This window comes from Bartonella sp. 220B (genome assembly GCF_026930205.1).
Taxonomy (GTDB): Bacteria; Pseudomonadota; Alphaproteobacteria; order Rhizobiales; family Rhizobiaceae; genus Bartonella.
In genome coordinates, this window is record NZ_JANHOI010000008.1 from 33,119 (window position 1) to 47,827 (window position 14,709).

Consider the following 14,709-nt stretch of genomic DNA (forward strand, 5'->3'; position numbering starts at 1 on the left):
TTGTGGATGAAACTTTAGAACCAATTAACAGCACCATTGAGAGACTTGAAAGTTTAAAAAAGCGGCGTGAACAAATTGAAGAGGCTCTTTATTCAGGGGCACAATCGGTGCGCCATGGCGATAAGCAAGTAAGCAATCGTTCTGTTGAGGAACTGCGTAGAGCGCTTGAAATGCTGAACACACAAATAGCCAACCTTGAAGGACGCAAGCGTTCACGTGTTTTCTATTTTAATATATCACGAGGCTATTAATGGCTGGCTTGTTCAATAAACTCACGGGCTTTTTTACAATTTCTCGTCAACACAATCCGCCTTTTGAGGCTGCAAGTAAAAGCCGTCGCATGGGTGGTTTTGACCCCGCAAAAAAACATATCAATAAAGCGATTGAAGAATGCGGAGAGACCATTGTTGCCCGTTCAAGATGGCTTTATGACAATGAAGCTCTTTATGGCTCTGCAACAGAAGAATGGGTCTCGGCTGCTGTTAGTGACGGTATTAAACCTTATCCTCGTATTGAAGGATTTCAAGAAGAAAAGAAAAAGCTTTTAGACTTATGGTGGCAATGGGTTGATGAGGCCGACTATGATGAAGATGCCAATTTTTATGGACTTCAAGCAACCATTGCACGAGAGGTCTTTTTAACCGGAGAATGCTTTGTAAGATTACATTATGTTGACCTCTACGGGCGCTCTGGTGTGCCTCTTCAGTTGCAAGTTTATCCCACCGAAATGTTAGACCTTACCTACAATGGTCCTGCGGAAATTGAAGGTAATTACATCCGCATGGGAATTGAATTTGATGCCAGTGGCAAGCGCGTTGCTTACCATTTTTGGGAACACCACCCTTATGATGATTGTCCTGTAAACAGTGCATTTAAGAACCAAGAGCGCGTGCGCATCCCTGCTGAAATGGTCATTCATATCAAAGAGCGCCGTATTGCCGGACAATTGCGCGGTTCTCCTAAAATAACGCGCTGTATGACAAAGATCTTTCAACTGGAATCCTATGACGACGCAGAACTCGATAGAAAAAGGACGGCGGCTCTTTTCGCAGCGTTTGTCAAGGACAATTCACCAAACGTCGAAAAATTATCCGATAATCGTGATAAAAACAACGTTGAAGAAGAATACAAAGCACCTGTCATTGCGCCCGGTGCATCTCTTTATTTAGGAGAGAATAAAGAGGTTACATTCTCAAATCCTGTTGAGGTTGGTGGCTCTTATGAGGCTTTTCAATTTCGCAATATCTTGAAAATTTGCTCGGCTCTCAATATGCCTTATGCCGTTGTCACTGGAGATGTTACGCGGGGGAATTTTTCCAATGTGCGTACCTCCATCATTCAGTTTAGACGTCATGTTAAACAATGGCGCGAACATATCATTGCTTTTCAGTTTAACCGCATTATTTGGGAGCGTTTTGTTGAAATGGCAGTGCTTGGCAAATGCGTAAATTTACCGGACTGGGAGGAAAATCCCTTGCCATGGCTTCAATGTGAAAGCTTTGCGCCCCCACTTGAAATGATTGATCCAAACAAGGATATCTCGGCAGAAAAAGAAGAAATTCGCGCCGGTTTAAAAACACGCCGTATGGCACTTGCCGAACGGGGTTTTGATATCGACAGCATCCATGCCGAACTTGAAGAAGAACACACCGATGCTCGTGCCCGTGGTTTATCTTTTGATACCGATATGGCTGCACCCTCCGGTGAAAATCAAACGACGAATTTCACAGATTCAGATCCTTCTGAGACTTATGAAAGCAATCAAGGCAGTGAGGCGCACAAAAATGACCAATAATCTTGACATGCCGTTCTTAGTATCACGGCTTTTTGGTGTTCCACATATGCTTGCCTCGACAAAGCTTGATGTCATTCTTAATGCTCTTGCACCGCGTCTTTTTGCTGGAGAAAAGTTTGCCCCTCAGGCTTTTTTGCAAGGGGATACAGCATCTTTCAGACCACCTGAGAGTTACGTGGTGCAAAACAATGTTGCCATCCTACCGGTTCATGGCACGCTTGTGCGCCGCGGTGCATGGCTTGGTGCTCTTTCAGGGTTAACCTCTTATGAAGGCTTAAGTGCTTCTTTTCGTGAAGCCATTGCACAGCCTGATGTTCGTGCTGTTTTGCTCGATATTGACAGTAGTGGTGGAGAAGCCGGCGGTGTGTTTGATTTGGTTGAAGAGTTTCAAACACTCTCAAAACAATACAACAAACCCATTTGGGCGCATGCCAATGAATTTGCCTGTTCTGCGGCTTATGCCATTGCCTGTTCTGCTTCGCAAATATGGATTGCTCGCACAGGGGTTGTGGGCTCGATTGGTGTGGTTTGTGCGCATCTTGACCAATCAAGCGCAGATGAAAAACAAGGGTTTAAATGGACCTTTGTCTTTGAAGGTGATCACAAGGTTCACGGTAATCCTCACGAGCCATTGGCTGATGCAGCGCTGAACAAAATGCAAGCAGATTGCGCCCTACTCTACGAGATGTTTGTCGATTGGGTAGCACAAAACAGACCAATGAATACGGACGCAATCCGTGACACAAAAGCAGAAACTTTTATAGGCACCCAAGCTATCACGCTTGGATTAGCAGATGCGCAAGGCACTCTTGCGCAAGCTTTGGAATCCTTAACGGATTTCATCTCACAAAACCCAACTGTAACAGCAAAAGAAGGACAAAACACATGGCACGCACACAATACCGCGCCCAACAAGAAGAAGATGAAAAGATCGTCGACATCATCAACGAAGACGAAGAGGACGAAGACGATAGTGACATCGACAAAAATGCCGAAATCTTTGACGACGAAGAAAACGAAGATGAGGAGGAAGACAATGAAAACAAACGCGAAAACCTAAAAGCCATCCTTGAACAAGAAAGAAAGCGCGCAAAAGCACTGACAACCCTTGAAAGGCAAGCAAAGCGCCTAGGCGTTTCTTTTGATGCCGCAAAGGCTATTCAAAACGGTATGCGTATCGAGAAAGCACGCCAGTGCGTCTTGACGGAGGCTAGCTCGCAAAGCGCCTCTTTAAAACTATCGCCTTATGTTCCTCATGCTGATGGAGAAAGCAAGGCAAAAATTCATGCAAAATGGCAATCAATTTGGAAGGCAATAAAATGAATAATATTGTTTATGAAGATGTTCGCAATGGCGCTTATCTTGGGCGCTACGACCCTGACATGTCAAATGAACAAGTGGTGTTTGCATCAGGAGCCTTTATTGAGGCTGGGACTGTCATGGGAAAGATAACAAAAACGGAAAAATATGTCCCTCTTAATCCGGCAGCAGCAGATGGCAGTGCGGTGCCCGCAGGGATTTCTTATGCCACTGTTGATGCAACAGGTGAAGAACAACGTGCCGTCATTACAGCACGTTTGAGTACTGTAAAAGCTTCTGAACTGATATGGCCCGATGCAATACTGGAGCAAGAAAAAATGGCAGCTATTCAGTCTTTAGAAGACAATCATCAAAATTATGTTACAATGTGCTAGGAGGTTATATATGGATATGAATTTTTTTAAACATGATGCTTTCTCAACCACAACAATGATGAAAGCCATTGAAAACTATGAGTTTCAGCCTGGTATTATCGGTTCTCTCAATCTTTTTGAAGAAATCGAGACGAATACAACAAAGGTTGGCATTAAAAAGAATGATATATCACTTATTCAAACCAGTGAACGCGGGGCACCTTTCGTAGAAGGTGACAGAGATGATCATAATCTTCGGTTTTTTAAAACAACACGTATTGCCAAAAGTGATACCGTGAAATTAGAAGAAATCCAAAACCGGCGTGAATTTGGTACAGAAGATCAGTTGGAGACGGCAATGAAATATATTGCCAGAAAACAAAAGAAACTGATTTCTGAAATCGAATTGACATGGGAAAACATGCAGCTTGGCGCTGTTCAAGGTGTTGTCCTTGATGCTGATGGTTCGGTGATTATCGATTGGTACAAGGAATGGGAAATCACACCACCAAAGCCGATTGACTTTAAACTGGAGAATGAAACAACCAATGTTGCCGACAATGTTGATCGGGTCATTATGCGAATGATTGAAGCTTCAAAAGGAGCGTTTTCTGATCGTTCACGGATTATTGGACTTTGTGGGAATGAATTCTTTTCCAAACTAAAAAACCATAAAACAATTCGTGAGACCTATTTAAACACAGCCTTAGCACAAACCCTCAACAGCGCAGGAGGTGTTGCAACACCAAGTGCTCTTGGTACGGGAAGCTTTGGCAGTTTTGACTTTGCGGGTGTGACCTTTATCAATTATCGAAGCATTCACAACTATAATGTGCGTGCGAAGGCAGAGACAAAGCGCGCTATAGGAATTAAGCCTGATGAATGTCAATTCTTTCCAATTAATGCGCCTGGTGTATTTCAGAAAACCTTTGCCCCTGGCGAAAGCTTGGATTTTGCCAACACGGTTGGAAAACCTCTCTACACGATGCTTATAGTCGACCACGACCGTAATGCATGGGTGAAACCTGAAGTGTACAGCTATCCGCTTTACATTTGCACACGTCCTGAAATGCTGTTCAAAGCAGTCATTGGAGGGAAATAATATGCTATGGCACGGGCTGCTAAACAAAATGGTCAAAGATGTGCGCAATACCTTTGGGCAGCCCATCATCTATACGCGAAAGGACAATCAACAATCTTTTCGAATTACAGCAATTTACGGCATCAAACATTCGGAATCGGACGCCGGTGGTAGAATCCCTACCACAATCGCAAGAAAGGAACTTGATCTCTGCATCAATGACATTGGGGGATTGCCACCAAAAGCTGAGGATAGTGTCGTGGTGCTCGCCCCTGAAAACACTGAAGAGACAGCCCTAGAGCGCTTCGTTGTCACAGATGTCCAAGCCTCAGAATCCGGTATGTATAAGCTTATTTTAAGGGAGGTAAAATAAAGAACCCTCTTATCATTTTTAAAAAATCTTATATTACTGCTTGACAAGATTATGGGAATATGAATAATCGAATCAGGTGCCTAAGAAACACCTTTAAAAATACCAAGCGGATAAGCTACCGATATAGTTTGTTTTCCGCAATTTAAAAACTTTGACTCATTGTATGCTACACGCATATAATGACCCTGTCGGGTGTGGTTATGCCATAAAATACCCTTTGGGGAAAAGCATAACGACGGACTTGGTACCGTGTTTCTTAGCGCCCGGCATCAAAGATCAAATTAGCAAAAAATATTAAAAAATTATCGAAAGATACTTGACATTATTTATGTAATATATATTTTCGAATCAGGTGCCTGAAAACACCTTAAAACATCTAGCGGATTGGTTGCCGAAATAATCACTCTTCCGCGCATTGTAAAGGCTTTGACTCATTGTATGTGTGTAGCATATAATGGCTTTGTCGGGTGTAGTTACGCTATAAAATACCCCTCGTGGGAAAGGTGTGACGACGGACTAGATGCCGTGTTTTCAGCGCCCGGCACTTTTTATCGAGTGTCAATGAAAACATTCAAACATCTAGGAGTTTACCATGAACACTCTTATTCCAATATTGGAACAAACAATTGATCAGGAAACTGTTCAAACAGTCAACGCACGTGAGTTGCATGCATTTTTAAACATCACATCAAAGTTTGCAGACTGGATTAAAAATCGCATAAAAGAATGTAAGTTTCGAGAAAACAAAGACTTTGTAACGCTTTCTAAAAATTTAGAAAACGGTGGAAAAGTAAAAGAGTACCACCTAACTTTAGACATGAGTAAACACCTTGCCATGATCGAGCGTAATGACAAGGGACATCAAGCAAGAGAATACTTTATCGAATGTGAAAAACTTGCAAAGCAGATAACAACACCACAGATTGACTACTCAAGTCCTCAAGCTATGATTGGCTTTTTAAATCACTTGCAAAGTCAAATCGAGCAGAAAGATCATGTGATTGCCGAATTAGAACCAAAGGCAAAAGCACTTGATGGTTTAAAACGTTCTGATGGCTTGTTTGGGTTGATTGAAGCAGCAAAACAGATTATCTGCGTAAAAACATTACATTGCCACTTGACAATGTAGCGACAATATGAATAATCGAATCAGGTGCCTCAAAAACACCTTAAATGTACAGCGGATGGATTGCCGAAACAATCTTTTCTCCGCCAATTAAAAGCTTTGACTCGTTATATGTTGCACGCATATAATGACCTCGTCGGGTGTGGTTATGCCATAAAATACCCTCGTGGGGAAAGCATAACGACGGACTGTACGCCGTGTTTTTGAGCGCCCGGCACTCTTTTAGAGTGTCAATCAAAAACATCTAATCGTACGGAGTTCATATGAACACTCTTATAGAAATTAAAGAACAAATCATTGATCAGGAAACTGTTCAAACGGTCGACGCACGTGAGTTACATAGTTTTTTAGAAATAAAGTCTGAGTTTAGAAATTGGATAAAAAACCGTATTAAAGAATGTAAATTTCGTGAAAATCAAGACTTTGTAACTACGGTAAATTTTTACCGGGGTGGAAAAGTGAAAGAATATTACATCACGTTAGATATGGCTAAACATCTTTCGATGATCGAGCGTAATGACAAAGGGCACCAAGCAAGAGAGTATTTTATCGAATGTGAAAAACTTGCAAAGCAGATAACAACACCACAGATTGACTACTCGAGCCCTGAAGCTGTATTAGGTGTTTTGAATCACTTACAAAGTCAAATCGAACAGAAAGATCATGTGATTGCAGAGTTAGAACCTAAGGCCAAGGCACTTGATGGTTTAAAACGTTCTGATGGTTTGTTTGGTTTGATTGAATCTGCAAAAATGTTAGAGATACGACCAAAGGATTTAACCGATTACTTGCGGAAACATGATTGGGTGTATCGGCGTGCTCCGGGGGCTCCTCTATTACCTTATCAGGATAAAATCAAGAAAGGCTTCATGGATTGTCCTGCTATTACCATTCAAAGACCGGATGGAACAGAAAAGGTCCTGCCTTCAACAAAAATCACATCCAGAGGATTGGCATGTTTGAGAGAACAAATCCATGGAGGTGTACAATGAATACCAGTATCGACTTTTTATGTGATTTGTGGATGGCATTGTCTCAATTTTCTAATCATCAAGGCATTGGAGATGAAGATTGTAACGCCTTGGTTCAAATCATGGGCGTGGTAGAAAAAGCTTTGATTTTAAAGCTTCAAGATGAAATGCCGAATATTACAAAGATCTTGGCTGTTCTTACAGATTTTGGAGCTTCAGAGTTTCCCACGGCTATGGACCCTTTTTTGAAAGCTTATAATCCAGATTTGGAAAACCCCATTAAAAAGGTTGCTTAAATTAAAATCCCCCTTCCCCATCTCTAAAGGTGGGGAGGTGGTTAAACTCTACATTCAAATTTATTGATTTTAGAAAATTCGTCTGCTTTTTCAGTTTGTAATATACTAACGTCGTAAGCAGCTTGCATGTTAAGCCAAAATTCAGCAGTGGTATCAAAAAAATAGGCTAATCTTAGTGCTGTATCGGGAGTTACTGGACTGTTTTCAGCAACAATACGTTCTATCCTCGTGCGTGGAACATTCAATGCTTTTGCAAGAGCATAAGCAGAGAGAGCATATTCTTTTAAATATTCTTCCCGTAAAATTTCTCCGGGATGTATTGCTATATAATTTCTCATCTCGACCTCCTGTAGATCAATGATAATCTACGATTTCAACTCCATAGGCGCCATTAGAACGCCATTCAAAACAAATACGAAACTGGTCATTAATACGAATAGAATATTGTCCTTTACGCTCTCCTTTCAATGCCTCTAGACGATTTCCCGGGGGACTGCGCAAATCCTTGAGATCAACTGCTTTATCAAGCATAAACAATTTTCTTTGGGCGATACGCACTAGAGTTGAAGGAAAGCCTCTGGGCGGGTTCCCTTCTAAAAGATCTTTACATCGCTTATCTGCAAAAGATTCAATCACCAAATCACCTTTATTCATTCTTTTATGTATCATAACATGATACCATGCTCAAAGAAAGAATAAATTTTGAATAACAGGAACTTTTATGCATCCGAGAGAGACGATAAGAGAAAGCTTTGTTGCATTGATCAAAGCAGCAAAGACGGCTGCTGGTGACAATGTTTTCAATATGCGTGATTTCAACTTTTCCGTTGAGAAAATGCCGGCCATTAATATCTCAACACAAAGCGAAACAATTGAAGATGGATATGATTATGGAGTAAGGCGGCGTGTCTTAACCGTGGATGTTGAATGTTATGCTACACAAGAAGATGGTGCGCGTTTTGTCGACCAATTAGCATGGGAGGTGGAAGAGATCTTCTACGCCAATCCCAATCTCAATAACACCGTGGAAACATGCTCCCTGCAAAATATTGCTTTTGCCTTTGGCGATAATGGTGCTCAAGCACTCCATGGGGCAATTTTAACCTTTGAGGTCACTTATGTGACCAATATCCCCTCCCCTGAAACACAAGCAGGTGATGCAACCGCAAAACTTGTTGAACCTTTCTTGAGGATTACACCACAAACAGATGTGGGCAATGAAGACAAATATCATAAAATTGGGAACACCCATGTTAGAGCGGCGCGATAAAGACATCACCGATTTAAAAAGACGTGTAGCCAATATGGTTATGGTGGGCAAAATTAGCCATGTCGACCATAAAAACGCACGCTATCGGGTAAAAAGTGGCAATCTTATTAGTGACTGGATTCCAGATACCCAAGCTCGCGCCGGTAAAACACGCTCTTATGAAGGACGTGATGTTGGAGAACAAGTGGTGGTGGTTGCATCATCAGGGGATTTATCGCAAGGGGTGATTGTTGGTTCCATCCATACAGATGCCCATCAAGCCGCCGATAAAGGCAATATTCATAGAACAATTTATCCCGATGGCACCATCCTTGAATATGATGATGAACAAAACAGCTATAGTATTCATATCAAATCAGGCGGAAAATTCATTCTCACAATTGCGGATGGCGTGTCTCTTAAAGGTGATGGTGGCAAGCTAGAACTTACCGCACCAGAAGGCATAAAAATTGTTTCACAAAGCGATATCAATTTCAATGCAAAGGGCAGCATTTCTTTGAAAGCGGATGGGGGCGTTTCACTAAATGCCAATGATAGTCTCTCTCTTCATTCCGGTAATCATGTTTCCATTCATTCAAGTGGATTAAGGCATAACGGCACCAATGTAGGAGCAACCCATGTTCACGGTGGTGTTGTTCCTGGTGGATCCATGACAGGAGGTCCCAATTGAACATAGGAATGGACCGTAGCACAGGAAAGCCCTTGACCGGCATTGCGCATTTGCGCCAATCAATCCTTGATATTTTATCAACACGCATTGGCACGCGTGTAATGCGTCGTGATTATGGTTCTCGCGTTGCGGATATCATTGATGCACCGGTCAATGATGCCTTTGCTGTTACCCTTTATGCCGCTATTGCTGAGGCTTTAGACAAGTGGGAACCACGTTTTAAACTGAACAAGATTGATTTTAAATGGAATGGGAATGGGCAAGTTTCCTTGTCCTTTGAAGGTCTTTATTTGCCATCAGGCAAGCCCATCACCATGGAAGGATTGCTGATAAAATGAATGGAGCGCTTGTAAAACCAGATATCATCACAGAAATTTCCTTTGAAGAAATACGAGCTGCTGCTCTTGCCCATTTAAAAGAACTGTTGCCCGGATATATTGTTCTTGAAAGTGATCCAGCAGTCAAAGTCATTGAAGCTTTTAGCTATCGAGAACTGCTTTTAAGGCAACGTATTAACGAAGCCGCACGCAACAATATTCTTGATTTTGCAACCGGTGAATCCCTTGATGCTTTGGGAAACTGGCATGGAATTGCCCGCATGGAGGATGAAAGTGACGAGAGGTATCGTGAACGTATTCAACTTCATGCCCGTGGTGGCAAGGGAAGCGGAACAGAACCCTATTACAAACTTATCGCCATGTCCGCAGATAGCCGTGTTAAGGATGCCATTATTTATCGAAAAGGCAAAGATCCAACCATCTATGTTGCACTTTTTGGCAATAATGAAGAAGGGACAGCATCAGAAGACCTCATACAAATAGTCTCACAAGCCCTTCACAGAAAAAATATCATCATGACCAATGATACAATCATTGTGCATGCTGCTGTCAAAAAAGTGGTGGATTTGCAAGCCGATGTTTGGCTGTTACCCGAAACATCCTTGAAAATTCTCACGACAATGGAAACAAATTTAAGAGCTGCATGGCGAAAAGAACAAGCCATTGGTCGTGAATTAAGCCTTTCATGGTGGGTTTCTAAATTAATGATTGCGGGTGTTCAGAAAGTGATTGCCATTACACCAACACAAGACAGAACCGTTGGTGATGAAGAGGTTTTAGCGATTGGTAAGGTCATCTTAAACTTCAAAGGACGGGCACGCTAATGGTTGGCGCCCTCCTCCCAAACAATGCAACAGAATTTGAAAAACACCTTGCCGATGCTTGCGACTTTCATCAAGATGTGGATGGCGCTGTTTTGGGGATTTCACGTTCTAAACTGATCACCCGCCCTCCCCGCTTCTTGCCATGGTTGATTGAAGAATATGGGCTTGGAGAGCTTACACCTTATGTTCCAAACCTCTATGATTTGATTGACCAAGGGCTCCAATGGCAGCGTTTGCGTGGTTCTCTTTCCGCCATTGATAGAGGGCTTGAATGGCTTCAAATTACAGCACGCTTCACGCCGGCATGGACGGGGCGTGCATGGTGGAATTCCTTTCAACTTTACTTTGATCAATTGCCTGAACAAACACAGCTCGAAGCGATTGAAGCCATCACAGAGCTTTCCAAAAGCTTGCGCTCTGATTTTCGCCGCGGTGTCAATGGTTATGACGTACAAGCCATGGAAGGCAATATGTCACGCCTTGATGACAGTCTGCTGGAATATGAAAGCGGTGTGTGCATAACAGCGGGGAATACACTGTTTTCCTTCGGGCGCACCACAGAGAGCACCCATCTTCTTAGCAAAGAAGAAGGCAGGCTTATTGGCAATTGGATCGATGATGGGGACGAAGAATTAAGTTGGGATCAGATTGATTATCCATGGGATATGGCGAACTTTCCGTGGTGTTCGGTCAAAAAACATGAACGCGATATTTTGATGGCAGAGTGGTTTTGCAACCGCACGCTTTATCTCGTGTTAAGAGACAACCAAAATGCCGTGATTGGGTATCGCAGATGCTATGCTGTAGCGCCTGTCGAACAGGCTTTGGAGGGTGTGTACAGCCATGCAGGCGGCAAATTTCAACCCTCCACGATGGGCACGGCGCTTTTTCTAGCAGCACGAACAGATTTTGGCGATGTTGACGGCAAACAAGCAGCCTCTTTTTCTGTTCTCGTTCACGCCATCCCCAAACAAGATGTTCCCTTTGGCAAACTTTGGTTGGAGCCTGATGAATTAAAGGGTGGTGTGGAGATCATCAAAACGCCCGTCAATATTCCTTTGCGCGGTGATGTTCGCGAGCAATTCAAGATTTTATTGAGGTTTTAAGATGAAGCATGAAAGTGATTTACCCTTTGCAATTGACAGATCTTGCGGCAAAGATGACCAACAAAGCGTTGTTTTCTATGGGCAACGTCCCTTTATCCAAAGTGGTGAACTGAATGAGGTTCAAACCATTATTCGAGGGCGCCATGACCGCTTGGGGCGCCTTGTTGCCAAAGAAGGAGACCGTGTTGAACGAGCCGATGCCTTTGTTAATAAAGACGCGAAGACCGTTACTTTAACAGAGGGCAAGATCTATATCGCAGGGGATATCTTTCCTGTTGCACCCGCTGTTCTCAACAATGTTTCCATGGTTGGGCGCCTTGAAATCGGTGTGAAGTTGCAAAAAACATGGATTACTCATGAGGATGATCCAGAGCTGTTGGGGCAAGTCCCCGGCACCTTGGCAGAAGGAGAGCCCGGTGCGGCGCGCGAGAGTGCAAAGCTTGTTTGGGCACTCAAAGAGGATGGGCAGCAAGGCACGTTCTTTCCGGTTTATATTTTGCAAGATGGCATTTTGATTGATCAAAAGTCCCCCTCTCTGCTTGAACCCGCCATGCAAGCCATTGCTACTTATGACCGCGCGCATGGTCATTATATCGTCAATGGATGCCGTGTAACGGCATTAGGACCAAACAATAGTTGCCAAGTCTTTAGTATTCAAGAAGGAGAAGCCAATATCAATGGCTTTAAGCGCAAGCGCCTTGCTGCTTTGCGCCATGAAGAGAAAGAAGAGTTTTCGACAAGCGTTGTTCCTAGTGAAACCCATATTTTGCACCTCAAAAAGGCAAAACAAGCTTTACCTTCAAAAGTTATTATGCGCCCATTGCCGATATTCACTCTCTTTTGTTGACAAAAGAAAAAACCGTTAACGTCACTCGTGGTGCGGTCGTTGCAGGGCGTGATGGTGTTCCCGATAAAAGCATCACCTCTTTTCTCAAAGTCATGCAAGGCGACAAGGAATTTAAAGAAGGGACTGATTTTAAAAAGACCGGTGATACCATTGATTGGGCGCCCGTGGGAGATGAACCAGCTATAGGGAGTACTTATAAAGTCACTTACCGCTATCGTGCACAAGTGACCGCCGATAAGGTAACGGCACAAGAAATCACTGTCTCAGGGGGTGCGCAAGGGGGGGATATCATTGTCAGTTACACTTACAAATTGCCGCGTATTGACCGTATAGGTCTCAATACACAAGGCAATGTGGTTTATATCAAGGGTATTTCCGCAGACCAACCGATGGCACCGAGTGTTCCTGATGATGTGTTGTCCCTTGCAACTATCACCAACAATTGGCTTGAAACGCCGGTAGTTGTCAATGATGGCACACGGGTTGCCCCCTATGATGAGATGTGGCGTTATTTTCAACGCGTGCTTTCCCTTGACCGGTTGATGCAGTTAGAGCGCATTAAAAGCAATGTCGACTCTAAAGAGCCTGTTGCCAAAAAAGGCATGTTTGCCGACCCTTTTCTGGATGACTCTTATAGAGATGAAGGCTTTCAACAAACAGGAGCCGTAGGCAACGGTATTTTGCAGCTTGCCATTGATCCAACATTCTATACCGCGCCTTTAAAAGCCCCTGTCACCCTTGACTGGACAAATGAAGTGATCATTGCGCAAGAATTGACAACCGCTTGCGAAAAAATCAACCCCTATCAAAATTTTGCCCCCCTCCCTGGTACAGTAACCCTCACACCCGCAACAGACTTTTGGCACGAACAGCGCACCGATTGGCTCTCGAGTGTCACCAATCAATTGTTTATGGGAACACACCGTGGCAGCAGTCTTCGCAAGACAGAGGCAAAGGATGAATTGATCAATGTTGCGCATGAACAAATCGATTTTTTAAGACAAATTACCCTTGACTTTAAAATTGAAGGTTTTGGCAAGGGGGAAATTTTAGACAGTCTCACCTTTGATGGTGTGAATGTCTTGCCAAAAAGCCGCCTTGTTGCCGATGGCAATGGTATTCTTGAAGGCACTTTCAAAATCCCTGAAAATATTCCTGCCGGCACCAAAAATGTTGTAGCACGAGGCAAAGGGGGAACCCTTGCGACAGGTCTCTTTACTGGGCAAGGTGTTATTGATGTGAAGGTGATGCGGCGCACCACAACGGTGAAGATCTGGACGCAAGTGGACCCGCAAGCGCAAGTCTTTACTCCCGATGAAACACGGCAAATCACCGGCATTGACTTTCATCTTTGCAAAATTGGCAATCAGGACCATGATCTGGTGATTGATTTGGTTACCACCGAAAACGGCTATCCGACCGCCAATATCCAAGCCCAAAGCTTTTATTCCATGAAGGGGGCAAAAACTGGATGGGCACAGGCACGCTATGATGTCCCACTCCTCGTGCCCAATGACCGCTTAACCGCTTTTGTCATTAAAACCGATGATAGCAATCATTCCCTCTCACTCGCAAAGCTTGGGGGTTTTGATGAAGAACAGCAAAGATTTGTCTCAAGCCATCCCTATGTGACCGGTCCTCGTTTTTCCTCTGTCAATGCGCAAACATGGAATGCCCATCAAGATGAGGCTTTGGCTTTTCGTGTCTTGGCAGCACGCTATACACAAACAGAAAAAACCATTGATCTTGGCACATTTGATCTTGCTGACTGTTCTGATTTACAAATCCGTGCCGCGGTTGAATTGCCTTCAAGTGATTGTTCGGTGATCTTTGAAATTGAAAGAAACAATGGCACGATTTACCAGCTTCTTCCCTTTCAATTGTTAAGCCTCACCGAATATATCAGTGAAAAGGTTCAATTACGTGCCATTCTGAGAGGTACAGAGAAGCTCTCACCGGTTTTGTTTGCTCCTGTTCAGTTGATTGCGGGAAAAATCCATAATACAGCAACCTATGTTACCCGTGCTTTTGCCTTTGGTGAGAAGGCAAGATTGACCAGCTATATCAAGACCTTTTTACCAGGCGGCTCCACATTCACCCTCGAGATGCAACTGGATGATGGTGCTTTTACCCCTCTGACCTTAGAGGAAACAAAACAACTTACTGAACCCCTTTGGGTGGAGCGAAAATTTGTCAGTCACGACCAAACAGCAAAGCAAGCGCGCTTGAAACTCACGCTAACCGGTGGACCTTCGGCGCGGTCAATGCTGCGTGATTTTGGTGCGGGTATTTTGTGATACCCCCTTACTTTAAAAGATGAAATTTGGGGCTGCTTGAGA

Annotated in this window: 17 protein-coding genes and 1 pseudogene; 16 read left to right on the forward strand and 2 right to left on the reverse strand. The window is 43.5% G+C overall.

Annotated features, from left to right (window positions below; genetic code table 11):
* The first annotated feature begins 2 nt into the window (after nucleotides 1–2).
* The 10 genes from NPX99_RS06200 to NPX99_RS06245 all read left to right on the forward strand — a co-directional run bounded on the left by NPX99_RS06200 (nucleotide 3) and on the right by NPX99_RS06245 (nucleotide 7,315).
* Nucleotides 3–251, forward strand: coding sequence for a phage head-tail joining protein (locus NPX99_RS06200; protein ID WP_269031014.1), 249 nt, complete (start codon nucleotides 3–5; stop codon nucleotides 249–251).
* A complete protein-coding gene (locus NPX99_RS06205; RefSeq protein WP_269031015.1) occupies nucleotides 251–1,795 on the forward strand; it encodes a phage portal protein in 1,545 nt (514 codons plus the stop codon). The genes NPX99_RS06200 and NPX99_RS06205 overlap by 1 nt, the downstream gene beginning before the upstream one ends.
* On the forward strand, nucleotides 1,785–2,855 hold the full coding sequence (locus tag NPX99_RS06210; RefSeq protein ID WP_269031016.1) for a S49 family peptidase: 1,071 nt from the start codon (nucleotides 1,785–1,787) through the stop codon (nucleotides 2,853–2,855). The genes NPX99_RS06205 and NPX99_RS06210 overlap by 11 nt, the downstream gene beginning before the upstream one ends.
* Nucleotides 2,856–2,965: 110 nt before the next feature.
* On the forward strand, nucleotides 2,966–3,118 hold the full coding sequence (locus NPX99_RS06215) for a hypothetical protein (protein ID WP_269031017.1): 153 nt from the start codon (nucleotides 2,966–2,968) through the stop codon (nucleotides 3,116–3,118).
* A complete protein-coding gene (locus NPX99_RS06220; RefSeq protein WP_269031018.1) occupies nucleotides 3,115–3,489 on the forward strand; it encodes a head decoration protein in 375 nt (124 codons plus the stop codon). The genes NPX99_RS06215 and NPX99_RS06220 overlap by 4 nt, the downstream gene beginning before the upstream one ends.
* 10 nt (nucleotides 3,490–3,499) lie before the next feature.
* Nucleotides 3,500–4,570, forward strand: coding sequence for a major capsid protein (locus NPX99_RS06225; RefSeq protein ID WP_269031019.1), 1,071 nt, complete (start codon nucleotides 3,500–3,502; stop codon nucleotides 4,568–4,570).
* Nucleotide 4,571: 1 nt separating this feature from the next.
* Nucleotides 4,572–4,922 (forward strand): head-tail joining protein, encoded by a 351-nt coding sequence (locus NPX99_RS06230; RefSeq protein WP_269031020.1) that lies wholly within the window; start codon nucleotides 4,572–4,574, stop codon nucleotides 4,920–4,922.
* 592 nt (nucleotides 4,923–5,514) lie between these two features.
* Nucleotides 5,515–6,051, forward strand: a complete 537-nt coding sequence (locus NPX99_RS06235) for an antA/AntB antirepressor family protein (RefSeq protein WP_269031021.1) — start codon at nucleotides 5,515–5,517, stop codon at nucleotides 6,049–6,051.
* A gap of 260 nt (nucleotides 6,052–6,311) precedes the next feature.
* A complete protein-coding gene (locus tag NPX99_RS06240) occupies nucleotides 6,312–7,040 on the forward strand; it encodes an antA/AntB antirepressor family protein (RefSeq protein WP_269031022.1) in 729 nt (242 codons plus the stop codon).
* Nucleotides 7,037–7,315, forward strand: coding sequence for a hypothetical protein (locus NPX99_RS06245; RefSeq protein ID WP_269031023.1), 279 nt, complete (start codon nucleotides 7,037–7,039; stop codon nucleotides 7,313–7,315). Before NPX99_RS06240 ends, NPX99_RS06245 begins: the two co-directional genes overlap by 4 nt.
* Nucleotides 7,316–7,356: 41 nt before the next feature.
* Here NPX99_RS06245 and NPX99_RS06250 read toward each other — a convergent pair whose 3' ends face one another.
* Nucleotides 7,357–7,653, reverse strand: a complete 297-nt coding sequence (locus NPX99_RS06250; RefSeq protein WP_078688424.1) for a HigA family addiction module antitoxin — start codon at nucleotides 7,651–7,653, stop codon at nucleotides 7,357–7,359.
* A 16-nt stretch (nucleotides 7,654–7,669) separates the two neighbouring features.
* Entirely contained in the window at nucleotides 7,670–7,984 is a 315-nt protein-coding gene (locus NPX99_RS06255) for a type II toxin-antitoxin system RelE/ParE family toxin (protein WP_269031024.1), read from the reverse strand.
* 52 nt (nucleotides 7,985–8,036) lie between these two features.
* Here NPX99_RS06255 and NPX99_RS06260 point away from each other — a divergent pair, with 52 nt between their 5' ends.
* From NPX99_RS06260 to NPX99_RS06285, 6 genes and pseudogenes are all read left to right on the forward strand, one after another.
* A complete protein-coding gene (locus NPX99_RS06260; RefSeq protein ID WP_269031025.1) occupies nucleotides 8,037–8,585 on the forward strand; it encodes a hypothetical protein in 549 nt (182 codons plus the stop codon).
* Nucleotides 8,566–9,255, forward strand: a complete 690-nt coding sequence (locus NPX99_RS06265) for a phage baseplate assembly protein V (protein WP_269031063.1) — start codon at nucleotides 8,566–8,568, stop codon at nucleotides 9,253–9,255. Before NPX99_RS06260 ends, NPX99_RS06265 begins: the two co-directional genes overlap by 20 nt.
* Complete coding sequence (locus NPX99_RS06270; RefSeq protein WP_269031026.1) at nucleotides 9,252–9,593, forward strand: GPW/gp25 family protein; 342 nt, start codon at nucleotides 9,252–9,254, stop codon at nucleotides 9,591–9,593. Before NPX99_RS06265 ends, NPX99_RS06270 begins: the two co-directional genes overlap by 4 nt.
* Nucleotides 9,590–10,417, forward strand: a complete 828-nt coding sequence (locus NPX99_RS06275; RefSeq protein WP_269031027.1) for a baseplate J/gp47 family protein — start codon at nucleotides 9,590–9,592, stop codon at nucleotides 10,415–10,417. The genes NPX99_RS06270 and NPX99_RS06275 overlap by 4 nt, the downstream gene beginning before the upstream one ends.
* Nucleotides 10,417–11,523, forward strand: a complete 1,107-nt coding sequence (locus NPX99_RS06280) for a phage tail protein (RefSeq protein ID WP_269031028.1) — start codon at nucleotides 10,417–10,419, stop codon at nucleotides 11,521–11,523. Before NPX99_RS06275 ends, NPX99_RS06280 begins: the two co-directional genes overlap by 1 nt.
* A gap of 1 nt (nucleotide 11,524) precedes the next feature.
* Nucleotides 11,525–14,667: pseudogene (locus NPX99_RS06285) on the forward strand (DUF4815 domain-containing protein).
* Nucleotides 14,668–14,709 lie beyond the last annotated feature (42 nt).

Bases quoted from the DNA above. Each gene is read 5' to 3' on its own strand.
- NPX99_RS06205 (WP_269031015.1), top strand. From the start codon at position 251: ATGGCTGGCTTGTTCAATAAACTCACGGGCTTTTTTACAATTTCTCGT.
- NPX99_RS06255 (WP_269031024.1), bottom strand. From the start codon at position 7,984: ATGATACATAAAAGAATGAATAAAGGTGATTTGGTGATTGAATCTTTT.
- NPX99_RS06250 (WP_078688424.1), bottom strand. From the start codon at position 7,653: ATGAGAAATTATATAGCAATACATCCCGGAGAAATTTTACGGGAAGAA.
- NPX99_RS06260 (WP_269031025.1), top strand. From the start codon at position 8,037: ATGCATCCGAGAGAGACGATAAGAGAAAGCTTTGTTGCATTGATCAAA.
- NPX99_RS06210 (WP_269031016.1), top strand. From the start codon at position 1,785: ATGACCAATAATCTTGACATGCCGTTCTTAGTATCACGGCTTTTTGGT.
- NPX99_RS06230 (WP_269031020.1), top strand. From the start codon at position 4,572: ATGCTATGGCACGGGCTGCTAAACAAAATGGTCAAAGATGTGCGCAAT.
- NPX99_RS06220 (WP_269031018.1), top strand. From the start codon at position 3,115: ATGAATAATATTGTTTATGAAGATGTTCGCAATGGCGCTTATCTTGGG.
- NPX99_RS06265 (WP_269031063.1), top strand. From the start codon at position 8,566: ATGTTAGAGCGGCGCGATAAAGACATCACCGATTTAAAAAGACGTGTA.
- NPX99_RS06275 (WP_269031027.1), top strand. From the start codon at position 9,590: ATGAATGGAGCGCTTGTAAAACCAGATATCATCACAGAAATTTCCTTT.
- NPX99_RS06235 (WP_269031021.1), top strand. From the start codon at position 5,515: ATGAACACTCTTATTCCAATATTGGAACAAACAATTGATCAGGAAACT.
- NPX99_RS06245 (WP_269031023.1), top strand. From the start codon at position 7,037: ATGAATACCAGTATCGACTTTTTATGTGATTTGTGGATGGCATTGTCT.
- NPX99_RS06240 (WP_269031022.1), top strand. From the start codon at position 6,312: ATGAACACTCTTATAGAAATTAAAGAACAAATCATTGATCAGGAAACT.
- NPX99_RS06280 (WP_269031028.1), top strand. From the start codon at position 10,417: ATGGTTGGCGCCCTCCTCCCAAACAATGCAACAGAATTTGAAAAACAC.
- NPX99_RS06225 (WP_269031019.1), top strand. From the start codon at position 3,500: ATGGATATGAATTTTTTTAAACATGATGCTTTCTCAACCACAACAATG.
- NPX99_RS06215 (WP_269031017.1), top strand. From the start codon at position 2,966: ATGCGTATCGAGAAAGCACGCCAGTGCGTCTTGACGGAGGCTAGCTCG.